At 69.3% G+C, this 11,427-nt stretch carries 13 protein-coding genes; all 13 read right to left on the bottom strand.

What is annotated here, in order from left to right; translation table 11 throughout:
* Positions 1 to 54: 54 nt before the first annotated feature.
* Genes ACIBH2_RS01380 through ACIBH2_RS01320 form a run of 13 tightly spaced genes read right to left on the bottom strand, consistent with a single transcriptional unit; the run spans position 55 to position 11,405 of the window.
* Positions 55 to 843, bottom strand: a complete 789-nt coding sequence (locus ACIBH2_RS01380; RefSeq protein WP_397112186.1) for a ThuA domain-containing protein — start codon at positions 841 to 843, stop codon at positions 55 to 57.
* A 16-nt stretch (positions 844 to 859) separates the two neighbouring features.
* Positions 860 to 1,624 carry an SDR family NAD(P)-dependent oxidoreductase gene (locus ACIBH2_RS01375; protein WP_397112184.1) on the bottom strand — a complete coding sequence of 255 codons (765 nt, stop codon included), beginning with the start codon at positions 1,622 to 1,624 and terminating at the stop codon, positions 860 to 862.
* Positions 1,625 to 1,668: 44 nt separating this feature from the next.
* Complete coding sequence (locus ACIBH2_RS01370) at positions 1,669 to 1,899, bottom strand: biotin/lipoyl-containing protein (RefSeq protein WP_397112182.1); 231 nt, start codon at positions 1,897 to 1,899, stop codon at positions 1,669 to 1,671.
* 15 nt (positions 1,900 to 1,914) lie between these two features.
* Positions 1,915 to 2,118, bottom strand: coding sequence for a ferredoxin (locus ACIBH2_RS01365; protein WP_397116749.1), 204 nt, complete (start codon positions 2,116 to 2,118; stop codon positions 1,915 to 1,917).
* 5 nt (positions 2,119 to 2,123) lie between these two features.
* Entirely contained in the window at positions 2,124 to 3,272 is a 1,149-nt protein-coding gene (locus tag ACIBH2_RS01360) for a thiolase family protein (protein ID WP_397112180.1), read from the bottom strand.
* Positions 3,269 to 3,700 carry a Zn-ribbon domain-containing OB-fold protein gene (locus ACIBH2_RS01355; RefSeq protein ID WP_397112178.1) on the bottom strand — a complete coding sequence of 144 codons (432 nt, stop codon included), beginning with the start codon at positions 3,698 to 3,700 and terminating at the stop codon, positions 3,269 to 3,271. Before ACIBH2_RS01355 ends, ACIBH2_RS01360 begins: the two co-directional genes overlap by 4 nt.
* Positions 3,697 to 4,050 carry a 2Fe-2S iron-sulfur cluster-binding protein gene (locus ACIBH2_RS01350; RefSeq protein WP_397112176.1) on the bottom strand — a complete coding sequence of 118 codons (354 nt, stop codon included), beginning with the start codon at positions 4,048 to 4,050 and terminating at the stop codon, positions 3,697 to 3,699. Before ACIBH2_RS01350 ends, ACIBH2_RS01355 begins: the two co-directional genes overlap by 4 nt.
* A 13-nt stretch (positions 4,051 to 4,063) precedes the next feature.
* Entirely contained in the window at positions 4,064 to 5,299 is a 1,236-nt protein-coding gene (locus ACIBH2_RS01345) for an acyl-CoA dehydrogenase family protein (RefSeq protein ID WP_397112174.1), read from the bottom strand.
* Positions 5,296 to 6,387, bottom strand: coding sequence for an acyl-CoA dehydrogenase family protein (locus tag ACIBH2_RS01340; protein ID WP_397112172.1), 1,092 nt, complete (start codon positions 6,385 to 6,387; stop codon positions 5,296 to 5,298). Before ACIBH2_RS01340 ends, ACIBH2_RS01345 begins: the two co-directional genes overlap by 4 nt.
* Positions 6,384 to 7,931 carry an AMP-binding protein gene (locus tag ACIBH2_RS01335; RefSeq protein ID WP_397112170.1) on the bottom strand — a complete coding sequence of 516 codons (1,548 nt, stop codon included), beginning with the start codon at positions 7,929 to 7,931 and terminating at the stop codon, positions 6,384 to 6,386. The genes ACIBH2_RS01340 and ACIBH2_RS01335 overlap by 4 nt, the downstream gene beginning before the upstream one ends.
* Positions 7,932 to 7,942: 11 nt before the next feature.
* The gene (locus tag ACIBH2_RS01330; RefSeq protein ID WP_397112168.1) at positions 7,943 to 8,980 is read right to left on the bottom strand and encodes an alpha-ketoacid dehydrogenase subunit beta; all 1,038 of its coding nucleotides are present in this window, start codon (positions 8,978 to 8,980) and stop codon (positions 7,943 to 7,945) included.
* Positions 8,977 to 9,969: a thiamine pyrophosphate-dependent dehydrogenase E1 component subunit alpha gene (locus tag ACIBH2_RS01325; protein ID WP_397112166.1), complete on the bottom strand. Its 993-nt coding sequence runs from the start codon at positions 9,967 to 9,969 to the stop codon at positions 8,977 to 8,979. Before ACIBH2_RS01325 ends, ACIBH2_RS01330 begins: the two co-directional genes overlap by 4 nt.
* Before the next feature lie 38 nt (positions 9,970 to 10,007).
* Complete coding sequence (locus ACIBH2_RS01320; RefSeq protein WP_397112164.1) at positions 10,008 to 11,405, bottom strand: SRPBCC family protein; 1,398 nt, start codon at positions 11,403 to 11,405, stop codon at positions 10,008 to 10,010.
* Positions 11,406 to 11,427 lie beyond the last annotated feature (22 nt).

Below are 11,427 nucleotides of genomic sequence, written 5' to 3'. Positions count from 1 at the left end.
CGCCGGTGCTTCCTGAATCCGACCTCAGGGAACCACCATGACGCAGCGGCAAACTCAAGTCCGAGGGCTGTGACCGGCGATCTCCGGCATCTCGCCGGTGACCGCCCAGTGCAGGCAGCGGCGCAGGATGGTGCGGTAGGCGGGCACGGTCCAGCTGGCCAGGTCGGTCCGGCCGAGGTCGTCGACGCCGAGGTCTTGCAGGTCGTAGCGGCCTCGGCAGTGGCCGAGCGTGAAGTAGCAGACCGCCCCGGGCGCGTGGTCTTTCAGGTAGAGGATCGGGCGGGGTTCGTCATCGGTGGTGTGGCCTTCGGCGAATCCTGGCGATTCGCCGACGTATCGGGTGTGCGCCAGGACGCGCAGCGGCGGATGCAGTTCGCTGATGTAGAGCTCGTCGGTGACCTCGAAGGGGGCGATGCCCGCGACGAGAGGATGGTCGGGCTCGGTGTATTCGACCTTGTAGGGGGCGATCGGCGGATGTCCGAGGAATTGGCTGCCCAGCAGGCGCGGCAGTTCGCCGAGCGTGCGCGGCGTGGCGAACTCGTTCGGGCCGATGGGTTCGATGGCGGAGTTGGTGCCGTGCAGCGCCAACCACCGCCCGCCGCGAGCGACGAACCGGGACAGCGCCTTTCGCTGCTCGGGCGTGGGCACGGTATTGCAGGTGTAGGTGATGAGCAGGTCGGCGCGGTCCAGGGCGTCCACGCAGTCGTAGTTCTCGAAGACTCGGGTTTTGACCTGCTCGTGCTCGGCCAGTTCGGTGAGCAGCCGGAGGCGGGCGTAGTCGAAGTCGTGCCATTGGCCGCCGCACACCAGCACGGCGTCGATGCGGCCCGCGGGTCCGGACATGGGAATCCTTACGTCGTCAGTAGTCGAAGCGGTTGGTGAAGCCGCCGTCGATCACGAGATTGGTGCCGGTGATCTGCCCCGCGACCGGCGCGGCCAGGAAGGTCACGGCGGTGGCGACATCCTCGTCGGAGGCGAGTTTGCCGAGCGCGGTGGCGCCGACCGCGCCCTCGAACAGCGGCGGGATGCTGGCGCGAATGTTGTCCCACACCCCACCCTCGAAGTACACCGGCCCCGGTGAAACCGCGTTCACGCGAATGCCTTTCGGGCCGAGCTGACGCGCCTGCGCGGAGACGTGCTGCAGCATGGCGGCCTTCAACGCGCCGAAGCTGTTGGCGGTGGGCAGAATTCCGGCCTCCAGGGCCGAGGTGCTGGCGATGGCGATGACGCTGCCCGCGCCGCTGCGCTCCAAATGCGGTGTGGCGGCCTCGATGAGCGTGACGAGGCTCATCAGGTCGGTTTGGAAGTTGTTCAGCCAGGCGTCGGGGCCTTCGCCGACCGAGGCCGACGCGTTGGCGACGACGATGTCGAGCCCGCCGAGCGCCTGCGCCGCCTCCTCGACGAAGGCCGTCAGCGCGGCGCTGTCGGCGACATCGAGGGACCGGTGGAATACCGTGCCGCCCTGCTCCCCCAGCTCCCCCGCCGCCTGCGACAACTTCTGTTCGTCGCGCGCGCAGATGCCCACCGACGCGCCCTCCGCGAGCAGCGCGCGGGCGATGGCCCGCCCGATGCCCCGACTGCCGCCGGTGATGAGCGCGCGCTTGCCTTTGAGATTCAGATCCATGGTGACTCCTTCGAACGAGGCGGTACGGCCGCACCGCGCGTGGTTTACAGATCCAGCAGCCCGAGCGTGGTGCCCACCGGATAGTCGGTATCGGCCGCCGCGTCGCCGTAGCGCAGCACCCCGTCGGCGGGCGCCGGGATCTCGGTCTCGACCTTGTCGGTGCCCACCGAGTAGATCGGTTCGCCCGCTGCCACGGTGCTGCCGTCGGGGACCAGCCAGCCCATGAAGGTGCCCTCCGTCATCGACACATCGAGCTTGGGCATCTTGATTTCCATACGTATTCGCTTTCCTTACAGGCTGTTTCGAGGTCGGAGGCGCAACGCCCGGCTCGGGCACCCGGCGACGGCGCTCTCGGCGTCGGCGAGCGCTTCCGGCAGGATGTCGTCGCGCAGGATGTCCACGGTGCCGTCGTCGCCGACGGCGAACAGGTGCGCTGCGATCGATTCACAGATGCCGTGGCCGACGCACAGGTCGCGGTCGACGACGATCTCCATGGCGCTCACCGCGTGAGAATGGTGCAGCCGCTGAGGCCGGGCGCACCGTAGACGTGGGAGAAGGCCACCGATGGCGAGCCCGGCACCTGCCGCTCGCCCGCCGCGCCGCGCAATTGCAGCACGTTCTCGTGAATCTGCCGCAGCCCCGACGCGCCGATGGGTTCGCCGTTGGCGAGGCAGCCGCCGTCGGTGTTGATCGGCAGCGCGCCGCCGATATCCGTTGCGCCGCTGTCGATCAGCTCGGTCTGTTCACCGTGTGCGCACAGCCCGGTCTCGGCCATGTGGATGATCTCCGCTCCGGCGTCGGTGTCCTGTAGCTGCGCCAGATCGACGTCACCGGGCCCGATTCCGGCCAGTTCGAAGGCGGCGCGCGCCGCGTCGACCGACGGGCTGTCGCCGCGGTCGATGGACAGTGACGGGCTCAACACCTCGAACGAGCCCGGCCGTCGGGTGCGCACGGCGGTGGCCGCCACATACACCGGATCGGGTCGATATCGCTTGGCGTGCTCGGCTTTACACAGCACGAGCGCACACGCCCCGTCGCCCGGGGAGCACAGCATGTACTGCCGCAGCGGGTCGCTGAGCAGCAGCGAATTGTTGATGTCGTCCTCCGACAGGGCTTTGCGACGCCACGCGTTGGGGTTGCGCGAGCCATTGCGAAAAGCCTTGGCCGCCACCGTGGCCAGCAAGCGCCGCGGCACCTGGTGCTCGTGCAGATAGCGTTGGATCTTGAGCGCGAAGAACTGCGAGGTCATGGCGAGCCCGGTGGTGCCGTACCACTGCCCCAGCCCCATCTGTTCGGGCCGGATGGCGAAGGCGCCGCGGGGATGGGAGTCGAAGCCGACCACGAGCGCGAGTTCCGCCGCGCCGGAGGAGATCGCGTGCACCGCCGAGCTCAGCGAGCTGCTGCCGGTCGCGCATCCGTTCAGGACATTGAGGAACGGCACGCCGGTCAGTCCCAGGTCGGCGACGAGGGTGTCGGCCGATCCGCCGGACATGCTGCCGCCCACCGCGTACTGGATATCGGGCCACGACACCGACGCGTCGTCGAGCGCGCGGTGGATCGCCCGCACCGCTTCCCGCCGCACCGTGGTGTCCTGGTATCGCCCGAACGGGGTGCACCCGACGCCGATGATCGCCACCGCACCGCTCATCCTGGCTCTCCCGTCGCGACCGGCTCGAACGCGAAAGTCGTCGCCTGTTCCCCACAGTGGGTGAGCACATCGAGGGTGGTGAGCCGCATCGGCATGCCGATGCGCAGTTTCTCGGCATCGGATTCGGTGAGCAGCGCTTCGACGATCACCTCACCGGGCAGCTCCACATACCCCACCCCGAAGGCCTCGAATTCGCCGCCGCGCGGTACGTACGGCGGGCTGGGCGGCGGGAACCGCTGCACGGTCCAGCTCCACAGCACCCCCTGATCGGCGAGGCGCACCGTGCTCATCTCGACGCCGCCACAGCGGCGGCAGGAGTCCTGGGCCGGAAAATCGGTTTCGGCGCAGGTGCCGCATCGGCCTCCGAGCAACCGGAGTTCGCCGTCGTGTAGTTCCATGATTCGCGGATCGATCGGTCTGGCCGTCATATCCGGTCACCTCCTCCGGTGTTATCGCGTGCCGCGGGGCGCACCCCGCGCTTGTGCACCACCACATCGCCGTGCACGGCCGCCTGGCAGGCGAGTCGGACCGGTCCGGTCCGTCGCCCGAGTGTGGCGGCCAGTTCCTGAATGGCTTGCGCCTCAGCGGGTTCGGGCTCCGAGAGGTGTTCGGCGTGTTCGAGCACCTCGGCGAAGCACACCCGGCAGTCGCCCTGGCCGCCGCAGACGGTGGGCCAGCGCAGCCCGGCCGCGATTCCGGCGGCCATGATGGATTGCCCTGGGGCGGCGGGGAATTGGATGCCGGACGGTCGCACCGTCACGGTCGGTTGGGCGGCCACCACACTGCCCCGCTCACCCGCGCCGCAGTTCGCGCCAGGGCCGTCCGCGATTCGGGTCGGGTTCGCGGTCGAGGCCGAGGACGCGTTCGGCGATGATATTGCGCTGGATCTCCGAGGTGCCCCCGGCGATGGTGAGCCGTCGGCTGTCGAGCAGGGCGTAGGCTTCCGCGCTCACCGGTTCGGCTCCGGGTTCGGGCACGATCGCCGAGGTGTCGTCCCAGTAGGCGGCGCGCGGCCCGGCGAGTTCGAATCGGATCTCCGCGATGCGCTGCGACAGCTCGGACTGCACGAGTTTGGTGATCGACCCGGTGGCGTCGGAATCCTTGGTGCGCACCCGTGATCGGAGCGTGGTGAGCGCCAGGGCCCGTTCGGTGGCGATCAGCGCGGCCAGCCGGTCACGCATGGATTCCTCCTGCCACCCGCCCGTCTCCCGAGCGAGCGCGAGGACCGGTTCCAGTGCGACGACGGCGACTTCGGAGCCGCCGGAGAGCCCCGACCGTTCGGCGTCGAGCGCCGACAGCGCCACTCGCCACCCCTCGTGCACCGGACCGAGCCGGGCGCTGTCGGGCACCATCACATTGTCGAAGAACACCTCACAGAAGTGTTCGCTGCCGGTGAGCTGGCGCAGTGGTCGCACGGTGACGCCCGGCGCGCGCATATCGAGCAGGAAGCAGGTGATTCCGGCGTTCTTGGGCCGCTCCGGGTCGGTGCGCGCCAGCAGCAGCCCGTAGCGGGACTGGTCGGCGAAGGAGCTCCACACCTTCTGCCCGTTGACAATCCAGTGTCCGTCATCGGTGGCGACCGCCCGGGTGGCCAGCGAGGCCAGGTCCGACCCCGCGCCGGGTTCGCTGAACAGCTGGCACCACATATCTGCGCCGGAGATGATGCCGGGCAGGTAGCGGGCGCGCTGTTCGGCGGTGCCCCAGCTGATGAGGCCGGGGCCGACCAGGGTGATGGGGACGAAATGCCGGATCGGCAGGTCGGCGCGATAGTGCGCGAGCACCGACCGCACCACCGCGCCGTGCTCGGCGTCCAGGCCCGCGCCGCCGTACTCCGGGGGCCAGTGGGGGACGGTGAAGCCGCGGCGGCTCACCGCCTCGAACCAGGTGCGCGTCGCCTCCGGATCGGTGAGGGCCGGGTCGCCGGGGTCGCCGGATTCGATGGCCGCCAACCATTTCGGCGGCAGAGTCGCCCGCACCCACTGTTCGACTTCGTGCCGGAAGTCCGCGAGTTCGCCGCTGTCGGTCATGATCGACCGTCCCGGTCGTCGACGAGGGTGGCGAGGCGTCGCCGGTAGTGCGGTGCGCCGCCGGTCTGCGCGGCCACGGCGTGCGCGCGGCGCAGGTAGCGGTGCGCCCAGTGTTCCCAGGTGATCGCGATACCTCCGTGTAACTGCACCGTCGCCTTGGTGACGGTGACGGCGGTGTCGGTGGCCAGCGACGCCGCCACCGCCAGGTCGATCTCGGTATCCGGCGCGTCGGGTGCGGTGGTGAGCGCCCAGGCGGCCCCGTACACGGCCGAGCGCGTCAGTTCGACCTGGGCGAGCAGGTCGGCGAGCCGGTGCTTGACGGCCTGGAACGAGCCGATGCTGCGGCCGAATTGCACTCTGCCGCCGACGTATTCGATGGTGCGGTCGAGGGCGTGGCGGGCCACGCCGAGGGATTCGGCCGCGAGGACGAGGTCGGCCCGCGCGCGCATCGCGGCGAGGGCGCGGCGGGCGGCGTCGTCGCGCAGCACGCGCAGTGGCTCGACTTCGGCGCAGTCGACGCGGCCGACCCGCCGCGACAGGTCCAAGCCCGACAGCGGTGTGACCGTGACCGCGTCGGTGTCGGCGGGCAGCACCGCGACGGCGGGCGACCCATCGGCGGAATCGGTTGCGGTACAGACGATCAGCTCCGCGCCGTCGATATCCCAGACGGGTTCGATCCGTCCCGACAGCCACGGTGTCGCCGCGGTGCCGCGCAGTTCCGGCCCTGCCGAGGACCGCGTTCCGAACAGACGGGCGTCCACCGCAGCGAGGGGCGTGCGGGCACCGGCCGGGTTCGGCCAGCCCGCGTCGCCCGCCGCGTCGGCCAGCGCGCTCGCCACCGCCATCGACACCACCGGCCCGCCGTACAAAGCGGCTCCCGCTTCCTCGGCGAGAATGGCGAGATCGATGGCGCTGCCCCGGAATTCGCTGTGCTCGTCGCCGAAGAGCAGGTCCTCGATACCGGCCTCGTCGGCCAGCTCTCGCCAGCCGGTGTAGGCGGTCTCGAACCGCTGGCGCAGCATCTCGCGCAGTGCCCGGTGCTCATCGGTGAACTCGAACAGCGGCGGCGTCTCGGTCGCGTGGTTCATGACGCACCGCCCACGGCCTCGGCCGTCTCCCGGTGCGCGGCCAGATAGCGGTCTCGCAGCCGCCGTTTGTCGACCTTGCCCATGGCGGTGCGCAGGTCGAAGTCGACGAACTCGACCAGTCCGGGACATTTGTAGTGCGCCAGGCGATTTCGACAGAACTCGATGAGTTCCTCGGCGGTGGGCCGCTGTTCGGTGGGCACCACCAGCGCGCACAGCCGCTCACCGAGATCGGCGTCGGGAATACCGATCACCGCGATATCCGCGACGCCGGGATGGGTGCGCAGCACCGCCTCCGATTCGGCGGGATACACGTTCACGCCGCCGCTGACCACCATGTCGGCGGCCCGGTCGGTGAGGTACAGGTACCCCTCCTTGTCGAGGTAGCCGATCTCGCCGATGACGAAGACGTCGTCGGCGATATAGCTGCGCCGCGTCTTGTCCGGGTCATTGTGGTAGGCGGGGTGCGCGCCGATGGTGGAGCGCACACAGACCAGACCGTGTTCGCCCGCGGGCAGCACGGCCCCGTTCTCGTCACGAATACTCAGCTCGTAGCCCGGCAGCGCCTGCCCGACCGAGCCCGGATGCGCCAGCCACTCCTCGGAGGAGATGAAGGTGACGGTGCCGACCTCGGTGGAGCCGTACGCTTCTCGCAGCACCGGGCCGAACCACTCGATCATGGCCCGCTTCACCTCCACCGGGCAGGTCGCACCGGTGTGCACGAGCGAGGTGACGCTGCTGACGTCGTAGCTCCTCCGCACCTGTTCGGGCAGTGCCAGCAGCCGCGAGAAGTGGGTCGGCACCATCATCGTGGTCTCCACCCGATGCCGGTCGATGAGCCGCAGCACCTCTTCGGCATCGAATTTCGGCAGGATCACCAGCGGCACCCCGGCGCAGAGGGCGCGCACCCCGCCGATCGGCCCGGTGTGGTGCATGGGCCCCACGATGAGGTGGCGACCGGTGGGCCGCACCGGGGACGCCTCGATGCGGCTGACGTGTTCGACCATCGAGGCCCCGCCCGGGAACATCTGGTCGGGCAGCCGCACGCCCTTGGGCAGTCCGGTGGTGCCGGAGGTGTAGTACAGCGGCGCGGCGGGTGCGATCTCCGCGGAGACCTCGACGTCCGGGGCGGCATCGAGGACGCTGTCCAGCGGATCGATACCCTCGGCTCCCGCTGTGTCCCAGGCGATCACACGCACGCTCGGTGACGCCGCGCGGGCGATCGGCGCGGTGCGCGCGCTGCACAGCACGGTGTGCACGCCGCCGTCGTCGAGAATATGGCGCACCTCGTCGGCGGTGAGCTGGAAGTTCACCGGCACCACCGATTTTCCGGCGAAGGTGGCGGCCAGATGCGCCAGGGCGGTGTAGGTGCTGTTCTCCGCCATCACCCCGACCCGCTGGTCGTCGCCGATACCGGCGGCGAGCAGCCAGCCCGCCAACCGGTTCACCATCGAATTCAGTTGCGGCCACGTCCATTCCGTCGTGCCGTCGGTGACGGCGAGCCCCGACGGGTCTCGGCGCGCGACCGCTGCCAGACCGTGTACCACTACCCCACTCCTCAGCTCGCCACGCGCGTGCGCGAGCGCGCCAAGGTCTGGCGCACCGCCGCCACCACGGCATCCGGATTCGGCACGAACGCGTCCTCCAGGGGTTTCGCGTAGGGAATCGGGGTATTGGCCCCGGCCACCCGAGCCACCGGCGCGCCGAGCTCGTAGAACAGCTCCTCGCTGATCATGGCGGCCAGTTCCGCGCCGAAACCGTTGCGGCGCACCGCTTCGTGCACCACCACGGCGTGCCGGGTGCGCGCCACCGACTCCAGCACCGCCCGCTCGTCCAGGGGCACCAGCGACCGCAGGTCGATGACCTCGGCCTCGATACCCTCGGCCGCCAACACCTCGGCCGCGGCCAGCGCGTCGTGCACCTGCCGCCCGTAGGAGATGAGGGTGATGTCGCGCCCGGGCCGCGGCGTGGCCGCCACACCGAGGGGCACCACGTGGTGGCCGACCGGAACCGGTTGCGGCGGCGCGAAGTACAACAGGCTCTGCTCGACGATCACACAGGGGTCGGGGTCGAAGACGCAGGCGGTCAGCAGCCCCTTGGCATCGGCGGGATTGCTGGGCACCACCACCTTCAGGCCCGGAATATGCGTCAGCCAGGCCTCGAGCATCTCCGAATGCTGTGCGCCGAACTGCATTCCGGCTCCGGCGGCGCAACGCACCGTCAGCGGCACGCTGGTCTGCCCGCCGGACATGTAGCGCAGTTTGGCCGCGTGGTTGGAGAGCTGGTCCATACAGACCGCGAGGAAGTCCATCAGCATGATCTCGGCCACCGGCCGCATGCCCGCCACCGCCGCGCCCACGGCCGCGCCCATGATGGCCTGTTCGCTGATCGGGGTGGCCCGAACCCGGTGCGCCCCATACTTGCTCGACAGGCCCGCGGTCACCTTGAACACGCCGCCGCCCGGATCGGCGATGTCCTCGCCCAGCAGGAATACCGACGGATCCCGCCCCAAGGCGTCGTCCAGCGCGCTGCCCAGCGCCTGGAACCCCAGCATCGGCTGGGTCTCGACGGTGGTCTGCCCGGTCGCGTCGCTCATGCCAGCGCCTCCTCGTAGACATCGGTGAACACTTCGGAGAGGTCGGCCACCGGACTCTCGTTCGCGAAGCGGAAGGCGTCGTTGACGGCGTCCTTGGTCTCGGCTTCGATGGCCGCGAGCTGCTCCTCGGTGGCGATCGCGCTGGCGGCCAACCATTCCCGGAACTTCACCACCGGGTCCGCGGCGCGCGCCGCCTCCAGTTCACCGGGTTTCATGTACTCGTTCTGATCCGACATCTGGTGGCCGTAGAACCGGAAGGTCATGGCCTCGATGAGCGTCGGCCCCGCACCGGCGCGCGCCCGCGCGATGGCGTCCTTGGCGGCACGGTGCATGGCGACGGGGTCGTTGCCGTCCACCCGCACGCCCGGGAAGTCGTAGGACGCGGCACGGTCGGCGATGCGCCCGACACTGGTGCCGTCGGCGTAGGAGGTGTGCTCGGCGTAGAGGTTGTTGTGGCAGCAGAACACCACCGGCAGCTTCCACAGCCCGGCCAGGTTGCAGGCCTCGTGGAACGCGCCGATATTGCTGGCCCCGTCACCGAAATTGACCACGGTGACCTGGTCGGTGCCGCGCAGCTGGGCGGCCAGCGCCAGTCCCGCGCCGACGGGCAGGCCACCGCCGACGATGCCGGTGGTGACCATCAGCCCGGATTCGGGGTGGGTGATGTGCATCGGCCCGCCCTTGCCCTTGCACGTGCCGGTGGCCTTACCGAAGAACTCGGCCCAGAGTTCGCGCAGCGGAACACCTTTGGCGAGCTGGTCGTGCAGGCCGCGATAGGTGGTCACCACGTAGTCGTCGCGCCGCAGCAGCGCGCCCATGGACGCGGCGACGATCTCCTGTCCGCGCGGCGAATAGTATTGGGCGCTGACCTGGCCAGCCAGCACCAGCGCGCGAAACTTCTCGTCGCACACCTTGATTCGGGTGGCGAGGGTGAACACCTCGAGCAGGGTGTCCGGGCCGATATCGGCGGGAACGGTGGTGTCGTCCACAGCGATCCTCACTGTTGATGGGGTTGATCGGTGACGCGTCAGGAGCCGAGCTGCGCGTCGAGGTCGCGGTGGAACTGCCGGATCCGCACCTCTTGGTAATTGGCCAGCGTCACACCGGGTTTGGTCATGGCCTTGAGCCCGCGCTGCACCTTGGGCAGGTTCGACAGGTCCTGGTTGAAGACCGGTGCGAGCCCGTTCAATTCCGGCGCGGCACTGAAGTCCTCGTCGGGGCCGAGCCAGTGGATGGGCCCGGCCTTGGGCTTGGGCACGCCCGCGGGCAGCGGGTAGAGCATCATGATGTCGAACACGCAGCGGTCCGGGTCGTTGCCGTAGGGCCGGAAGCGGTAGGTCAGCGGTGCGCCCACACCCGCCCACGGCACGAAGTTCGGGAACACGAAATACTCGATGGCATCGACGATTTCGGAGTCGCTGGTACCGCTCAGATCGGCCCCGGTGGCCTGGGCCAGTCGGTCGCGCAACGCGGCGGCGACGGTGGCGCGCACCGATCCGCCTTCCGGCACGTGGACACTGCCGATGCCCTCGGGGTAGAAGTCGCGGAACATGGCCTCGAGCACGTCCTGGGGGTCGAGCTGTTCGCCCAGGTTCGGGCTGCTGGTGGCCTGCGGCGTGATCATCCGGTTGAAGCCGGGCAGTCCGTCGTCGCGGGTGTAGATGTCGTACTGGGTATTGCTGTCGCCCAGGTAGTCCAGCAGCTGCGGATGCGTCGCGATGACGTGATAGGACTCGATGAACGCCTCGAGCGCCACCTTCCAGTTGCAGTCCACGACCTTGGCGACGTGCACCGCCTTGAAGCGGTTCTCCAACTTGTAGTGCGACAGATGCTTGTCCACCTCGCCGAGGTAGGTCGCCAGCGAGACCGCGTCGCGATCGGGATTGACGAACACGTACCCGGCCCACACGCCGGTCAGCGCCTCGGGCAGCGCGAACTCCGGATCGGCGACGTGCGGGAAGTCCCAGCGACCCGGCACATCCTTCAGCGCTCCGTTCAGGCTCCAGGTGAAACCGTGGAAGGGGCAACGCAATTGGGTCGCGGTGCCGGTGTCGTCGCAGAGCCGGGTGCCCCGGTGCAGGCAGGCATTGTGGTACGCCTTGATCTCGCGGTCCTCGGTGCGCACCACGATGAGGGAGATATCGGCGATGTCGTAGACGATGTAGTCGCCGGGTTCGGGGATGTCCTCCTCGCGACAGGCCATCTGCCAGGTCTTCTTCCACACCTTCTCCACCTCGCGGCGGTGGAAGTCGTGGCTCAGGTAGCGGTCCTTGTCGATATCCTCCGACCCGAGGTATTCGTAGGACTCCGAGAGCAGCGGCGGCGGCACCTCCCGGCTGTCGGCCGCCAGCAGGCTCTGTACGGTGGGCCCGGCGGAGCGCGCCTCACCGGGCGCGATCTCGGCGGGGTTCTGGATGTCGGTCATGACCTTCTCCGAATTTCTCGAC

This window comes from Nocardia sp. NPDC050406, assembly GCF_044459025.1.
GTDB lineage: Bacteria > Actinomycetota > Actinomycetes > Mycobacteriales > Mycobacteriaceae > Nocardia.
The sequence above is the reverse complement of the archived record's forward strand: the minus strand, read 5'-3'. Positions and strand labels throughout refer to the sequence as shown.